Raw genomic sequence first — 15,310 nt, forward strand, 5'->3', positions numbered from 1 at the left:
GCGTCGTACCTCAGCCCAGGCCGGGTAGTCCGCCGCCGAGGCCTCCGGCGAGCGGTCCCATCTTCTCGCCGGCGAGTTCCTCGCGCTTGTTCGAGAGGTCGGCGAGTGCGCCGAGCAGCAGATCCTGCAGGGTCTCGACGTCGTCGGGGTCGACGACCTTGGGGTCGATGGTGACCGCGGTGATCTCACCGGTCCCGTTGCCGGTCACGGTCACCAGACCGTTGCCCGCGGTGCCGGTGACCTCGGTCGCCGCGATCTCGTTCTGTGCTTCGAGCAGCTTGGCCTGCATCTGCTGGGCCTGCTGCAGCAACCCGGCCATCGGGTTGTCGCCGCCGGCTCCGCCGCCGAAGAGTGCGCTGGGATCGAAAGGTTGATTCACGGGCCCCAGGGTAGTCGGCGGTGCCGACGGGGCGCGCGTGCCGGGCCGGACCGGATCAGCGCAACAGGCGCTCGACGTGGGCCGCGATGTCGTCGACGGTGTCGTCGCCGACCGGGGTGATCTCGAAGGACAGCTCCTCGTCGCCGAAGAGCCGGCTCGCGCGAGGGGTGAGGGCGAACTCGAGGCGATTGTGCTCGACGCGACGCCATTGCCGGATCGCATCGTAGATCGGGGCGCTGGCACCGGTGGAGATGCAGTACCGGTCGGCCGCACGGTCTCCGCCGACGAGTTCGCGTTGGATCTGAAAGCACGCCATCGATTCGTCGTCGATGAACACCACGGCCTCGCAACCCAGGTCGGGGTGGCGTTCGTAGGAGGCGAGGATGGTCACGGGGACAGCGTAACCAGTTCCCGCGGTGGTCAGTGGTGACCGTCGCTGAGGGTGTGCCGGGTGTCGAATCGACGGTGCTGCCCGGTCAACGGATCGACGAACGACAGGCTGTGCGCGACGAGTCGCAGTGGCTCGGAGAAGTCCCCGTGCTCGGGGCGCCCGGCCACGTCGGGCCGGACCTCGGGGTAGAGCGGGTCGCCGACGATCGGCACGTCGAGCAGCGCCATGTGCAGGCGCAGTTGATGGGTGCGGCCGGTATGCGGGACCAGCCGATATACCGACCCGCTCGCGGTCTGCTCGATCTCGGTGATCTCACTGATCGCGTTCACCGGGCCGTCGACGACGCGTGCCCGCAGGTCACCGGCAGTTTTCTCGATCCGATTGCGGACCACCCGCGTGTCGGCGACCCCCGCTGCCGGGGCGAGCGCCCGATACTCCTTTTCCGCCCTGCGCTGCGCGAACAGATTCTGGTAGGCCGAACGCACCTCGGGTCGCAGCGTGAACAGCAGCACCCCTGCGGTGAGGCGGTCGAGCCGATGCGCGGGGGCGACGAGGTCGGTGCCGAGCGCGCGGCGCAACCGCACCAGCGCGGTCTGGGTGACGTGCTGTCCGCGCGGCATCGTCGCGAGGAAGTGCGGTTTGTCGACGACGACGATGTTCTCGTCGCGGTACAGGATCGGCAGATCGAAGGGAATCGTGATCTCGTCGGGCAGGTCGCGGTAGAGGTAGACCGACGTGTTGACACACGCGGGCTGCTCGAGCGTCAGCGGCCGACCGTCGGCGTCGACGATCTCTCCCCGCTGCGCGCGATCGGCGAGGTCGGCGTCGGTCAGCTCCTGCAACGACGGCGTGGCCCGCAGACACTCCCCGACGGTCGACTCCGGCCCCGACCGCAACACGACCCGGGTGGCGTCGACACCGTCGCGCGGCGGCAGCGGTGACGGCCGTGCGCGACCGCGCTGTTTCCCGGTCCGGCGACCCACCGCGGTGGGCTACTTCTCCAGCCGCGTCTTGAGATTCGCGAGCAGGGCGGCCTGGATGCGGGCGAGTCCCTTGGGCGCGAAGGTCTTCTCGAAGAAGCCGCCGATGCCGCTGGCGTTGCTGTTCCAGGTGGTCGTGGTGGTGACCTTGCTGCCCGAGCCGGACGGCGAGACCTGATAAGTGGTCACCATCGACGAGTTCTCGTCTTTCTCGGTGATCGTGGCTGCGGCGTTCGGCCCGCTCGCTGCGCTCCCGGCGCCGGGTGTCACGGAGACGGTGGCCTTGACGTCACGCTGACGCTTGGAGGTCGCCTGCAGAATCCAGTGCACGACGGTGCCGTCGCCGTTGCCACCGCTGATCACCTGGTAGTCGCGGTACTGCTCGGGCAGGATCGCCGGGCGGGTGTCGGCGTAGTCGGCGAGCGCGCCGATCACGGCATCCGGGGACGCGGCCACCTCTGTCGTTTGACTGGCGGAAATCTGACCCACTGACCCAACTCCTTCACGATGTGCTGATTGGCGGGCGTGCTGCTCACGTCCTAGGCTAGCCAAGTGAGCTCGGCACAGATGGAGATGGGGGCAGCGGCATTCGACGAGGGTGTGGCCACCCTCCTGGCCAGCTACCGCGCCATCGGGCCGCAGGCCACGGTCCGTCTGGCGAAGAAGACCTCCAACCTCTTCCGGGCCCGGGCCAAGAACCCGCACCCCGGCCTCGACGTCTCCGGCCTCGACCGGGTGATCTCGGTCGACGCAGCCGCCAGGACCGCAGATGTCGCGGGGATGTGTACCTACGAGAACCTCGTCGCCGCGACGCTGCCGTACGGGCTGGCTCCCAAGGTCGTTCCGCAGCTCAAGACGATCACCCTCGGCGGCGCCGTGACCGGCCTGGGTATCGAGAGCACCTCGTTCCGCAACGGTCTGCCCCACGAGTCGGTCCTCGAGATCGACATCCTCACCGGCGACGGCGAGATCATCACCGCGACCCCGACCAACGACTATGCGGATCTGTTCTACGGATTCCCCAATTCGTATGGGACGCTCGGCTATTCGGTGCGGCTGCGAATCGAGTTGGAAGAGGTCGCCCCGTACGTCGCGCTGCGGCATGTGCGGTTCACCGATCTGTCGGAGTTGCAGGCGACGATGGATGCGATCGTCACCGACAGGTCCTACGACGGCGAGCCGGTCGACTATCTCGACGGAACCGTGTTCAGCGTCGACGAGGCCTATCTGACGCTGGGGCGGCAGACCGATGAAGCCGGACCGGTCAGCGATTACACCGGGATGGACATCTATTACCGGTCCATTCAGCACGATTCGACGCGCACACCCCAGCGTGATCGGTTGACCATCCACGACTATCTGTGGCGGTGGGACACCGACTGGTTCTGGTGTTCACGGGCGTTCGGCGCGCAGGAGCCCCGCATCCGCCGCCTGTGGCCGAAACGTTTGCTGCGCAGCAGTTTCTATTGGAAGCTGATCGGCTACGACCAGCGCTTCGACATCGCCGATCGCCTCAACAAGCGCAAGGGCCTACCTGCCAACGAGCGTGTCGTGCAGGACATCGAGGTGCCGATCGAGCACACCACCGACTATCTCGACTGGTTCTTGACCAGCGTGCCGATCGAGCCGATCTGGTTGTGCCCGTTGCGCCTTCGTGAAAAGGTCGGCGGCAGCGCACCCGATGCGAACCCGCTGCGCCCCTGGCCGCTGTACCCGCTGCAACCCGACCGCACCTATGTCAACGTCGGGTTCTGGTCGGCGGTTCCGGTGACGCCCGGCGATCCGGGGCACACCAACAAATTGATCGAACGCAAGGTGGCCGAGCTCGATGGCCACAAGTCTCTGTATTCGGAATCCTTCTACAGCCCTGAGGAATTCGATGAACTCTACGGAGGCGAGCACTACCGACTGCTCAAGAAGCGGTACGACCCACGTGGCCGACTGCTCGATCTCTATGCGAAAGCGGTGAAACGGCAATGACGACCTACAAGGACAGCGCACCGTCGAAAAACGATGCGCAGCATGCCAAGATGACCCTGGCCCAGGTGTTCGAGTCCATCGTGGGCGGCAATCTCAACATCCGCGTCACCGCCTACGACGGCAGTTCTGCCGGTCCCGAGGACGCCGAGTTCGGCCTGAACCTGGTGACGCCGCGCGGCACCACCTACCTGGTGACCGCCCCTGGTGATCTCGGCCTGGCCCGCGCGTACGTGTCCGGCGATCTGGAGCTGATCGGCGCCCACCCCGGCGACCCGTACGGCGCCCTGCAGGCCCTGGCCGCCGACCTCGAGTTCAAACGCCCCTCACCGCTGGTGCTGGCGCAGGTCGCGCGGTCGCTCGGTATCGAACACTTCAAGCCGATCGCACCGCCCCCTCAGGAGGCGCTGCCGCGCTGGCGTCGGTTCGCCGAGGGGTTGCGGCACAGCAAGGCCCGTGACGCCGAGGTCATCCACCACCACTACGACGTGTCGAACACCTTCTACGAGTGGGTACTCGGACCGTCGATGACCTACACGTGCGCGGTGTACCCCGACCTCGACGCATCGCTGGAAGCCGCCCAGGAGAACAAGTACCGGCTGATCTTCGACAAGCTGCGGCTCAAGGCCGGCGACCGGCTCCTCGACATCGGTTGCGGCTGGGGCGGAATGGTCCGCTACGCCGCCCGACGCGGGGTCCATGTACTCGGCGTGACCCTCTCGGCCGAGCAGGCACAGTGGGCGCAGCAGGCCATCATCGACGAGGGGCTGTCCGAGTTCGCCGAGGTCCGCCACAGCGACTACCGCGACGTCACCGAGTCGGGATTCGATGCGGTGTCCTCGATCGGTTTGACCGAGCACATCGGCGTCCACAACTACCCGTCGTACTTCTCTTTCATGCGCGACAAGCTGCGCGACGGCGGAATGTTGTTGAACCACTGCATCACCCGTCCCGATAACGCCAAGAGTTCGCGGGCCGGGTCGTTCATCGACCGCTACGTCTTCCCCGACGGCGAGCTGACCGGGTCGGGCAAGATCATCTCCAAACTGCAGGACATCGGCGGCGTCGAGGTGCTGCACGAGGAGGACTTCCGTTACCACTATGCGATGACGCTGCGTGACTGGAATCGCAATCTTGTCGAGCACTGGGACGAGGCCGTCGAGGAGGTCGGTGAGGGCACCGCGCGCCTGTGGGGCCTCTACATGGCCGGCTGCCGCATCGGCTTCGAACGCAACATCGTTCAGCTACATCACGTTCTGGGCGTCAAGCTCGACGACAAGGGTCGTCACGAGCTGCCGCTGCGACCGTGGTGGGACGCGTAGGGCGAGTACACCTGCAGCGCACCGGGTCTCGAGGCTCCTCGCCTTGCGGCTCGTCGCACCTCGACCATCGGCTGTAAGGCCCGCCGGCCGACCACCTTGACCACCGGCCGCCCTCCACCCCGCTGGTCGAGGTGCGCAGGCGCGCCAGCGCGGAGCATCGAGACCCCTTGCGCCACAGCTGGATCGCTACTCGAGCGGCCGTGCCCCCAACTCGGTCTGCAGTAGATCCAGGGCGAGTTTGTCGGGGTCGATCCGCGCGTCGGGGGTGGCGTTGTGCGCGTCGGCGACCATCTCCGCACGCTCGTCGTCACTGATCTCCTCGTCGGAGCGTGGCGGTTCGGGTTCCTCGGGTTCCGGATCGGGTTCGGGCGCGGGAGAACTTCCCTCCGCCGAGTCCGCGCGCGTCCGACTCGGCCGCGAGAACGTCTGCCGTTTGGGTGCGGCAGCAGCCTGCGGCCGCGCGGCCACAGGCCCCGGCGTCGAGGTGTCTCGGTGGACGGTGCGAACGTCGAGATCGGTGCCGAACACCTCCTGTAACGCCTCACGAATGATCGAGACCGCATGCGGTGCAGACAATCTGCCCACCAACACGTCGATCGGGTGAGCGAGGACGACGGTGGTGCCGTCGAGATCGTCGACGACCGCCGCCGACAGCATCGGTTCGAGGCTCTTCGAGCGTGTGCGAACAGCGGTGCGCACTTCCTGGAACCGTTTGCGCAGCGTATCGGGGTCGAGACCCGTCTGCGGCTCCGGTGTGGGTTCGGGTTCCGGTGCGCTGCGGGGCGCCGCCGGGACCGGTTCGTCCGGTGGTGCTTCGTACTCGTCGAACGGCTCGTCGGGAAGCGGGATCTCGTCGTCGAAGCCGGCGACCTCCGCGATCGGCTCGGGTTCGGGTTCCGGCTCGGGTTCCGGCCGGGTCCGTGACGGCGGTTGGGGGGCAGTCGGATCCGCGACCGGCGCCTGGGCCGCCACCTTGTCGGCCACTGCCCTTTCTGCGGCCTCCTTTTCTGCAGCAGCCTTCTCCGCTGCCGCCTTCTCCGCTGCCGCGCGCTCGGCTGCGGCCTTCGCGGCAGCAGCCTGCTCGGCCTCACGATCTGCCGCAGCCCTTTCCGCCGCAGCCTTCTCCGCTACCGCCTTCTCTGCCGCCGCGCGCTCGGCTGCCGCCTTCTCGGCCGCCGCACGCTCCGTCTCATCCGTGGCATCAGCCGATGGCGACGTGTCCTGTTGTCCCACATGATCTTCGGTGGCCTTGCGCTGGGAAGGGCGCACATACTTCGGTGGTGGCCCGTCCGCGGGGGGCGCCGGAGCCGCCGGGGCAGACGCTGTCGATGCCGCCGGGGCCGGGGTTGCCGACGCCGCGGGTGCGGCCACGACCACCCCGGACTCGATCCGCTCGAGGCGTTGCAGGAGTGCCGCGTCGTCGGCTGAGGTGGTGGGCAACAGCATTCGCGCGCACATCACCTCCAGCAGTAGCCGTGGTGAGGTGGTGCCGCGCATCTCGCCGAGCGCGTTGTGGACGATCTCGGCGAAACGCGTCAGCCCGCCGGGGCCGAGGCGATCGATCTGACTGCGCATCCGCGCCAGCTGATCACCCGGCGCCTCCACCAGACCGCGGTCGGCGGCATCCGGAACCGCTTGCAGCAGAATCAGATCCCGAAGGCGCTCGAGTAGATCGACGGCAAAGCGGCGAGGATCGTGGCCGGCGTCGACGACCTGCTCCACCACGGTGAACAACGCGGCCCCGTCGGCGACGGCGAGAGCGTCCACGGCGGAGTCGATCAGGGCGATGTCGGTGACGCCGAGCAGGGCGAGCGCCCGCTCGTAGGTGACCCCCTCCTCGCCGGCCCCGGCGAGGAGCTGGTCGAGGATCGACAGCGAGTCGCGCGGCGAACCGCCACCGGCGCGGATCACCAGCGGGTAGACGTCGGCAGCCACCTGCACGTGCTCCTTGGCGCAGATGTCCTCGAGGAGCCCGCGCATCACCGGCGGGGCGAGCAGCCGGAACGGATAGTGATGGGTGCGCGAGCGGATCGTCGGCAGCACCTTCTCCGGCTCGGTGGTCGCGAACACGAAGATCAGATGCTCCGGCGGCTCCTCGACGATCTTCAACAGGGCGTTGAACCCGGCGTTGGTGACCATGTGCGCCTCGTCGACGATGAACACGCGATAGCGCGACTCGGACGGGGCGTAGAACGCGCGATCCCGGAGCTCACGGGTGTCGTCGACACCACCGTGGCTGGCCGCGTCGAGTTCGATGACGTCGAGGTTGCCCGGCCCGCCCGGCGCGAGCGCCACACACGACGAGCACTCCCCGCACGGCGTCGACGTGGGGCCCTGCACACAGTTGAGCGAACGGGCGAGGATGCGCGCGGACGACGTCTTGCCGCAGCCGCGCGGACCGGAGAACAAGTAGGCGTGATTGATCCGTCCGCTGTCGAGTGCGCGGCTCAAGGGGTCGGTGACGTGCTCCTGGCCCACGACTTGGGCGAACGTCGCCGGACGGTAGGTGCGATACAGGGCCACGCGTCGAGAGTACCGGCGAACCCCGACAGTCCGACCCGCTCCCCCACAGGTCGGACCGGTCGATCACGCCTGGGGGACAGGAGTGGAGAACTGCTCACGAAGCTGGTACTTGAGCACCTTGCCCGAGGGGTTGCGTGGCAGGGCGTCGACGAACTCCAGACGCAACGGCAGCTTGTAGCGGGCGAGTTGGTCCTTGGCGAAGTCACGCAGCTCCTCGAGGGTGACCTCGTGGCCGGGGGCGGTGGCGATGACGGCGGTGACCGCCTCTCCCCACTTCACGTCGGGCAGCCCGAGGATCGCGATCTCGGCGACCGCGGGATGGCTGTAGAGGACGCTCTCGACCTCGGCCGGGTACACGTTCTCGCCGCCGGTGATCACCATGTCCTTGACGCGGTCGACGACGTAGATGTAGCCGTCGTCGTCCTCGCGGCCGATGTCGCCGGTGTGGAACCAGCCCTCGTCGTCGATGACGGCGTCCGTGGCCGCCTGGTTGCGCCAGTACCCGACCATCACCTGTGGGCCGCGGACACACACCTCACCCGGGGTGCCCACCGGAACAGGCGAATTGGTGGCATCGACGAGTCGCACATCCGACAGCGGCACCACCTTGTTGCCTGCGGCGCCGATCTTGGCCGCCGACTCGTCGAGTCCCATCACGAGCGCGAGCGGGGCGGTTTCGGTGAGTCCGTAACCCTGGGCGAAGGCCAGCCCGCGCTCGGCGTAGCGACGCATCAACGGTTCGGGCACCGGCGCGCCACCGCAGATGAGGTAGCGCAAGCTGGACAGGTCCGCGGTCTCGAACGGCGGCACCTGGGTCATGAACAGGAACATCGCCGGCACACCGAACATCGTTGTCACACGATGCTTTTCAATGGAGGCGAGCGCCGCGGCCGGATCGAACGACGGCGCCAGCACGATGTGCCCACCCTTCTGCAGGGTGACCAGTGTCGTGACGTTGAGTCCCCCGATGTGGAACAGCGGTGCGGCGCAGTAGCTGATGTCGGAGGTCTCGACGTCCAGACACAGCAGCGAGTTCATGTTGTTCCAGAACAGGTTTCCGTGGGTGAGCATCGCCCCCTTGGGGCGGCCGGTGGTTCCCGAGGTGTACATGATGACCGCGATGGCGTCCGGCGACGGACGGGCCGGGTCGGCGATCGGCTCGGCGTCGGCGATGACGGCTTCGGCGGATTCCCAGCCGGCGTGCTCACCGACGGCGATGCGCCGCTGTAGCGTGAGTTGATCGGCCACCTCGTCGACGACGGCCGCGAGCGCGGGGTCGGCGATCAGGGTGTGCGCGCCGGCGTCGTTGATGATGTAGGCGAGCTCGGCTCCGGTGAGCCGAAAGTTCAACGGCACGAACGTCGCTCCGGCACGCGCCGAGGCGAACAAGGCGACCAGGAACATCGGATGGTTCAGGCCGAGATAGGCGACGCGGTCACCGACGCCGACGCCTCCGGCGCGCAGAGCTGCGGCCAACCGGTCGATGCGGTCGGAGAACTCCCGGAAGTTCATCGTCGTGTCGTCGAAGGTGATGGCCGGGCGGTTGGGGCCGATGGCGGCCCGGCGCGCGATCCACGATCCGAGGTCCATCGATTCCGGGGTACTGATACTGGGCATGGCAGTTCTCCTCATACGCGGGCCGACTGATCCAGCGGTGGTCGGCGACGATGGCGTCAGCGTAGATCGCGGCACACGACGCCATGTCCGATTCGGTGAATTTCGACTAACCGGGAACCAGCCGGGTAGCCCCGAAATCAGCTGGGCAGCGCAGCGGTGTCCGTCGGGTCCGTGTTCTCCTCGGTCGGGCGCGCGGGGCGGTCGAGCAGTCCGAGCACGACGAGGGTCCCGATCGTCGTACCGAGGAAGATCGCGTTGTACGGATAGACCAGGAAAGCCTGTGCCCACGCCGGTCCCGTCTGCGCCTTGAAGAACAACCCGGTGAAGTACGCGTCGGGCACGGTGCGGTTCACGAACCACATCGGATAGGCGAAGTGCGTGCGCCAGGCGAATGCCGTCAGGATCAGCGCAACGAGTCCGATCCCGGCGGACACGCGGCGCATCGCCGACAAATCGGTGCGCAGCAACAGGTTCACGCAGATCACGACGATCGGCACGAACCACACCCAGTGATGCCCCCAGGCCATCGGCGACACCGCACACGAGGTCATACCGACGATCGAGATCGCGAGCAACTCATGGCCGCGCCGATGGGCGAGGACCGCCGAGCCCATCCCCAGGCCCAGCGCGATGAGCACGAGGACCATCCACACCGCGGTGTTGGGGGCGTCGGTGTGCATCAGATTGGCGATGAGCCCGCGCAACGACTGATTACCGAGAGTCTGCGGCGCGCCCACGCGATTGGAGTCGAAGATCTTGTCGGTCCAGTACGACCAGGATTCCTTGGGCAACAAAACGAATCCGACGACGACGGTCAGTAGGAATCCGCCGAGTACCCCGGCCGTCGCACGCCAGCGCCGTAGCAGCGCGAAGTAGAGGACGAAGATCAGCGGCGTCAATTTGATGCCCGCGGCGATGCCGGTGCCGACGCCCTTGAGCCGTGAGCCGTCGGGTCGGACGAGGTCGGCGAGGATGATCAACAGGAGGAACACGTTGATCTGGCCGTACCAGATGGTGGTGCGCACCGGTTCCAGGAGCATCGAGACGGCGACAAGGGCGATCGCCAGACATCGCAACGGCCAGTTCACTTCTCTTCCGAGGGCCCGGAAGCACAGGACGATCACCAGATAGAGCGCGATGAGGATACCGACGCTCCACACGATCCGGGCGGCCTCGAACGACATCCAGGCGAACGGCATCAACACGATGACCGACACCGGCGCGTAGGTGTAGTCCATCTGGCCGAGCAGTTTTGCGTCGTAGAGGCTGCCGCCGTCCCACACCGTCAGTGCGCCGGCGCGGTAGACGTCGAGGTCGAGTTGATAGTCGAACAAACCCCAGAACGGGGTGGAAAACGGCAGGATCAGGTGCTGGCACCACAGGGCGAGTGCGGCGATCGCGAGCGCAGCCACACACAAGGCGAATCGGCGCCCGCGGCCACCTGTCACGATCGGTCACCCGGCACGCCCACCGAAGATCGGCGCCTTTCAGGAACCGTGCGCGGAGAGCAGCGTCTCCGTCGCGGCGAGCAGCACGCAGGTGGCGACACCGTCCATCGCGACCTGCAGGTCGTCGATGCTCGGGAAGGTCGGCGCCAACCGGATGTTGCGGTCGTGCGGGTCGTTCTTGTACGGGAACGTCGAACCCGCCGGTGTCAGCGCGATACCCGCGTCCTTGGCCAACGCGATGGTCCGGCTCGCCGCGCCGTCGGGCACGTCGAGATTGATGAAATAGCCGCCCTCGGGCTCGGACCACGACGCGACCTTCGACTCCGCGAGCCGATCCTCGAGGATGCCGAGCACGGTCGCGAACTTGGGGGCGAGGATGTCGCGATGGCGGGCCATGTGGGCACGCACCCCGGCGGCGTCACCGAAGAACCGCGCGTGGCGCAGCTGGTTCACCTTGTCGGGACCGATGGTCGCGAAGCCGATGTTCTCGACGAACCAGTCGACGTTGGCCTTCGACGATCCGAAGAACGAGACCCCGGCACCGGCGAAAGTGATTTTCGATGTCGAGCCGAGCACGTAGACGCGATTGGGATTGCCTGCGGCAGCGGCCATCTCGATCACCGGCAGCGGCGTCGGCGCCTCGTCGACGAGGGTGTGCACCGCGTAGGCGTTGTCCCAGTAGATACGGAAGTCGTCGGCGGCCGGCATCGACAGCAGGCCCTCGGTGACCTCCGCGGAGAAGGTGACGCCGGTCGGGTTGGAGTAGGTGGGTACCGCCCACATGCCCTTGATCGACGGGTCGGCGGCAGTCAGTGCCGCGCACGCGTCGACGTCGGGGCCGTCGGGGTTCATCGGCACCGGCACCATCTCGATGCCGTACTGCTCGGTGATCGCGAAGTGGCGGTCGTATCCGGGAACCGGGCACAGGAATTTCACCGGACCCGACGACCATGGTTGCGCCGAATCCACGGTGCCACGCAGCAACCCGAACGTCGTCAGGTGATGCATGATCTCGAGACTCGCGTTGCCGTAGGCGATCAGATTCGCGGGATCGACCGCGAAGATCTCGCTGAAGATCTCCCGCAGCTCCGGCAAACCACGCAGGCCGCCGTAGTTGCGGGTGTCGGTGCCGTCCGCGGCACGGAAATCGGCGCCGGGCAGTGACAGCAACTCGTTGGACAGATCAAGTTGCTCGGGCGCGGGCTTGCCGCGGGTGAGATCGAGGGTCAGCCCTGCCGCGCACAGCGCGTCGTAGAGCTTTCGGAGGTCCTCCTGGGTGGCGCGAAGCTCGTCGGCACTCTTGGAGTGATAGTTCAACGGGGGACCTCATGTATCGGACTGAGATGTGCATCGGCGTGAGATGTATGGGGACCCCGCGCACCCGAGAGAGCCCGTTGACCCTTGCTGCCTTCCGGCCCTGGGGGAGTTCACAGGATGCACGCCGCGCGGGATCCGTCGTCAAGTGTAGCGAGTGGGTCGGCGCGTTCTGCAATCGGTCCGTGCGACGGTCCCCACCAGCGGCGATCCGCGATGGCAGCTACTCGAAGGCTCCTTCGAATCGGACAAAGTTCGCATTCGCTGCGAGTCAGCCGCACCCGCCGTAGATTCGGTCACCGCGCCCCCACAAGGGGCTGAATTCTGTGTGAACTCTCACCACCGTAGGAGACGCAACCCATGACCTCTGTCGACAGACAATCCTCCGAATCGACCGCCGCGGCCGGGCACGGTTCACTCGGGTCGAGCCTCAAGCCCCGACACATCACCATGATCTCCATCGCCGGCGTCATCGGTGCCGGTCTGTTCGTCGGTTCGGCGAACGCCATCGAGAAGGCCGGACCGGCGGTATTGATCTCCTACGCAATGGCAGGCGCTCTGGTCGTGCTGGTGATGCGCATGCTCGGCGAGATGGCGACCGCCAACCCCGACACCGGCTCGTTCTCGGTGTACGCTGACCGCGCCCTCGGCCGCTGGGCCGGCTTCTCCGTCGGCTGGCTGTACTGGTGGTTCTGGGTGCTCGTGATCCCCGTCGAGGCGACGGCCGCGGCGTCGATCCTCACCGATCTCATCGGTGGCGCGCAATGGATCTGGGCGCTGGCGGTCACGATGCTGTTGACCGTCACCAACCTGATCAGCGTCGGCAACTACGGCGAGTTCGAGTTCTGGTTCGCGTTGATCAAGGTCGTCGCGATCGTGTTGTTCATCATCGTCGGTGTCGCGGCGATGCTCGGCTGGATTCCGAGTTCGGAGGTCAGCGGCATCCATCATCTGTGGCAGCCGGACGGCTTCATGCCCAACGGTTTCGGCGCGGTCATCGCCGGCATGCTCATCACGATGTTCTCGTTCATGGGCACCGAGATCGTTACCATCGCCGCAGCCGAATCACCCAACCCGGAGAAGGGCATCACCAAGGCGGTCAACTCGGTGATCTGGCGGATCTCGCTGTTCTATCTCGGCTCGATCTTCGTCGTCGTGTCCCTGCTGCCCTACAACAAGCTGCCCGACGGCTCCTACCAGTCGGTGCTCGAGGCGATCGGCATCCCGCACGCCGCGCTGATCATGGACATCGTCATCCTGACCGCCGTCGCCTCGTGCCTGAACTCCGCGCTCTACACCGCCTCCCGCATGCTGTTCTCGCTCGGCACCCGGCACGACGCACCGTGGGCCGTGCGACGGCTGACCCGCAACGGCGTGCCGTGGGTGTCGGTGCTGTTGTCGATGGTCATCGGATTCCTGGCGGTGATCGGCAACTATGTGTTGCCGGACAAGATCTTTGCGTGGCTGCTGGCCACGAGCGGCGCAATCGCGCTGTTCGTCTATCTGACCATCGCCGCCAGCCAGCTGAAACTCGGCCGCACGCTGCGTCAAGAAGGGCATCGGCCCGCGGTGACGATGTGGTTGTTCCCCTACCTGACCGGTGCGGTGATGGTGTTCATCGTCGCGGTACTGGTGCTCATGGTGTTCGACGCAGGACAGCGGCAGGCGATCATCTTCTCCGCGATCTCCGCGCTGATCATCGTCGCGGCCGGGGTGATCGTCCAGAAGCGCAGCACCGATCCGCATCCGGTCACCCCCGCGCAGCAGTAGCACTTTCGTCGGAACTGTCGCATTTCCCGCCGCGGTGGCGATAGAGCAGCTGAGGAGGTCACTCATGACGATTCACACTCTGATCCGCTCTTTCGCCGCCGCAGGCGTGGCCCTGGGGGCACTCGTTCTCGCACAACCCGCCGACGCGTCGGCGTCGGTCACGGCCATCGGGTTCCAGATCAATCCCGCGCCGTACGGGATGCCGACCGGCAGCCTCGACTCCACACCCGCCCGGTGTTTCGCCGAGGTCGGCCGCCACCGCGGCGAGGTCACCATCACCGCCGAGAAGTGGGCGCGGTGGTTCTGCCCACCGAACTCCGAGGTGCGGTGGATCAACCTGTCGACCGGCGCCACCGGCGCTGCCCGACTCAGCAACGGACTCAACGACATACCGGCGCACGCCGATCTGCGCACCGGTCCGGGACAGGTCGCACTGACCTTGCTTCCCGGCGGTGTGTACACGCCGGGGTTCGCCACGGTCGCGGTGCCCTGACGCCGGCCGACGAAGGTCACCCGCCCTCAGGCGACCTCACGGATCCATTCCGCGATCATCGCCGCGCCGATCTGATTGGGGTGACCGGAGACCGCGATCTCGCGCGGGACGGCTCCCTCGAACCATGGCTGAGCCGAGCACGGGTCATGTCCGGCCGAGCGTGCTCCGACGTCGACGAACGCTGCGCCGTATCGTGCCGCGATCCGCGCCTGAGTCGCATTGAACTGTGCGAGAAAGTCATTCATCCAGGCGGCGTCGCCATCGGATGCGGGGACGAACGGCCAGCATCCCCGTCTGCCGACCTGACCACCGTGGCCGACGAGCACGATGCGGGCGTTGGGTGCGGCCTTCTCGCGCACCGCGCGCATCACGCCGTCGACCTGGCCTTCCATGTAGGCGAGCATGCGATGCGCCGCAGCGATGTGCCCGACGTTGAATCGACAGCGCGCGTCGTTGCCGGATAGTGGGACTTGGCACCGCTCGGCGATGGCTCCCCAGTTGAGGTCGTTTCCGCCGATGGAGATGGTGACGAGGTTGGTGGTCTTGCTGACGCCTCGGATCTGGGGTGGGATCGGCCCGAACGGCCCGTTCTCCGGCAGATGGGTCACGTTGGCCGCCCACGCACCCGCGCACGAACGGTCGACGAAGCTGCGCACGTGCGCGATCCGAGCGAGCACACTGGGATACGACGTGGAACTCCGCCAACAACCGTCGGACGGTTGCAGACCAGGCATGTTGCCGGAGGCGCGGGAGTCGCCGAGCGCGACATAGTTCAAGCCCGACGGCAAAGCGTGAGCCGAGGGGCTCTCGACGACCGCGCCGAGTATCGAGGCGAGGAGAGCGACGATCACGATCACGATTCGCCGCAGCGTTGCGGCACCGGGCATATCTGGCATGAGAAGCAAGGTGCCGCATGGCGGCATCAGTGGCAAGTTGACACGGGAGACCGTTCGACCCTGACGTCAATCGAAGGACGAGCCACGGATTTCTGCCCGGCGGCCTACTCCTCTCGACGAGCAGACACCGTGGACCGCTCCACCACACGTTGCCTCATCCAGCGGCTCCCGTATGCAAGCCCACCGAAGAAGACGAACGA

13 protein-coding genes and 1 other RNA gene are annotated in these 15,310 nt (G+C 66.8%); 4 read left to right on the top strand and 10 right to left on the bottom strand.

Annotated elements, in window-relative coordinates; translation table 11 throughout:
• Nucleotides 1-10: 10 nt before the first annotated feature.
• The 4 genes from J6U32_RS00930 to J6U32_RS00945 are packed head-to-tail and all read right to left on the bottom strand — an operon-like array spanning nucleotide 11 to nucleotide 2,239.
• Complete coding sequence (locus tag J6U32_RS00930) at nucleotides 11-379, bottom strand: YbaB/EbfC family nucleoid-associated protein (RefSeq protein ID WP_006371650.1); 369 nt, start codon at nucleotides 377-379, stop codon at nucleotides 11-13.
• 55 nt (nucleotides 380-434) lie between these two features.
• Nucleotides 435-770 carry a hypothetical protein gene (locus J6U32_RS00935; protein WP_208793152.1) on the bottom strand — a complete coding sequence of 112 codons (336 nt, stop codon included), beginning with the start codon at nucleotides 768-770 and terminating at the stop codon, nucleotides 435-437.
• 29 nt (nucleotides 771-799) lie between these two features.
• Nucleotides 800-1,753: a pseudouridine synthase gene (locus tag J6U32_RS00940; protein ID WP_208793153.1), complete on the bottom strand. Its 954-nt coding sequence runs from the start codon at nucleotides 1,751-1,753 to the stop codon at nucleotides 800-802.
• A 9-nt stretch (nucleotides 1,754-1,762) separates the two neighbouring features.
• Nucleotides 1,763-2,239 carry an SRPBCC family protein gene (locus J6U32_RS00945; RefSeq protein WP_208793154.1) on the bottom strand — a complete coding sequence of 159 codons (477 nt, stop codon included), beginning with the start codon at nucleotides 2,237-2,239 and terminating at the stop codon, nucleotides 1,763-1,765.
• Nucleotides 2,240-2,323: 84 nt separating this feature from the next.
• Between J6U32_RS00945 and J6U32_RS00950 the strand changes: the two genes are divergently transcribed.
• On the top strand, nucleotides 2,324-3,730 hold the full coding sequence (locus tag J6U32_RS00950; RefSeq protein WP_208795897.1) for an FAD-binding oxidoreductase: 1,407 nt from the start codon (nucleotides 2,324-2,326) through the stop codon (nucleotides 3,728-3,730).
• Nucleotides 3,727-5,049: a class I SAM-dependent methyltransferase gene (locus J6U32_RS00955; protein WP_208793155.1), complete on the top strand. Its 1,323-nt coding sequence runs from the start codon at nucleotides 3,727-3,729 to the stop codon at nucleotides 5,047-5,049. Before J6U32_RS00950 ends, J6U32_RS00955 begins: the two co-directional genes overlap by 4 nt.
• A gap of 186 nt (nucleotides 5,050-5,235) precedes the next feature.
• Here the strand turns inward: J6U32_RS00955 and J6U32_RS00960 are convergent, their stop codons facing one another.
• From J6U32_RS00960 to ffs, 5 genes are all read right to left on the bottom strand, one after another.
• Nucleotides 5,236-7,572, bottom strand: a complete 2,337-nt coding sequence (locus J6U32_RS00960) for a DNA polymerase III subunit gamma and tau (RefSeq protein WP_208793156.1) — start codon at nucleotides 7,570-7,572, stop codon at nucleotides 5,236-5,238.
• Between the two features lie 63 nt (nucleotides 7,573-7,635).
• Nucleotides 7,636-9,189 carry an acyl-CoA synthetase gene (locus tag J6U32_RS00965; RefSeq protein ID WP_208793157.1) on the bottom strand — a complete coding sequence of 518 codons (1,554 nt, stop codon included), beginning with the start codon at nucleotides 9,187-9,189 and terminating at the stop codon, nucleotides 7,636-7,638.
• A 137-nt stretch (nucleotides 9,190-9,326) separates the two neighbouring features.
• The gene (locus tag J6U32_RS00970) at nucleotides 9,327-10,607 is read right to left on the bottom strand and encodes a glycosyltransferase 87 family protein (RefSeq protein WP_208795898.1); all 1,281 of its coding nucleotides are present in this window, start codon (nucleotides 10,605-10,607) and stop codon (nucleotides 9,327-9,329) included.
• Nucleotides 10,608-10,676: 69 nt separating this feature from the next.
• Nucleotides 10,677-11,954 carry an aminotransferase class I/II-fold pyridoxal phosphate-dependent enzyme gene (locus tag J6U32_RS00975; protein ID WP_208793158.1) on the bottom strand — a complete coding sequence of 426 codons (1,278 nt, stop codon included), beginning with the start codon at nucleotides 11,952-11,954 and terminating at the stop codon, nucleotides 10,677-10,679.
• A 45-nt stretch (nucleotides 11,955-11,999) separates the two neighbouring features.
• Nucleotides 12,000-12,094, bottom strand: an RNA gene (gene ffs, locus J6U32_RS00980) — signal recognition particle sRNA small type.
• A gap of 217 nt (nucleotides 12,095-12,311) precedes the next feature.
• Here ffs and J6U32_RS00985 point away from each other — a divergent pair.
• Both J6U32_RS00985 and J6U32_RS00990 read left to right on the top strand, forming a co-directional pair.
• Nucleotides 12,312-13,721 carry an amino acid permease gene (locus J6U32_RS00985; RefSeq protein ID WP_208793159.1) on the top strand — a complete coding sequence of 470 codons (1,410 nt, stop codon included), beginning with the start codon at nucleotides 12,312-12,314 and terminating at the stop codon, nucleotides 13,719-13,721.
• Nucleotides 13,722-13,785: 64 nt separating this feature from the next.
• Nucleotides 13,786-14,214 carry a hypothetical protein gene (locus J6U32_RS00990; protein ID WP_208793160.1) on the top strand — a complete coding sequence of 143 codons (429 nt, stop codon included), beginning with the start codon at nucleotides 13,786-13,788 and terminating at the stop codon, nucleotides 14,212-14,214.
• Nucleotides 14,215-14,240: 26 nt separating this feature from the next.
• Here the strand turns inward: J6U32_RS00990 and J6U32_RS00995 are convergent, their stop codons facing one another.
• Nucleotides 14,241-15,110: an SGNH/GDSL hydrolase family protein gene (locus J6U32_RS00995; protein WP_244332455.1), complete on the bottom strand. Its 870-nt coding sequence runs from the start codon at nucleotides 15,108-15,110 to the stop codon at nucleotides 14,241-14,243.
• Between the last annotated feature and the right edge of the window lie 200 nt (nucleotides 15,111-15,310).

The organism is Gordonia polyisoprenivorans, from assembly GCF_017654315.1.
Taxonomy (GTDB): Bacteria; Actinomycetota; Actinomycetes; order Mycobacteriales; family Mycobacteriaceae; genus Gordonia; species Gordonia polyisoprenivorans_A.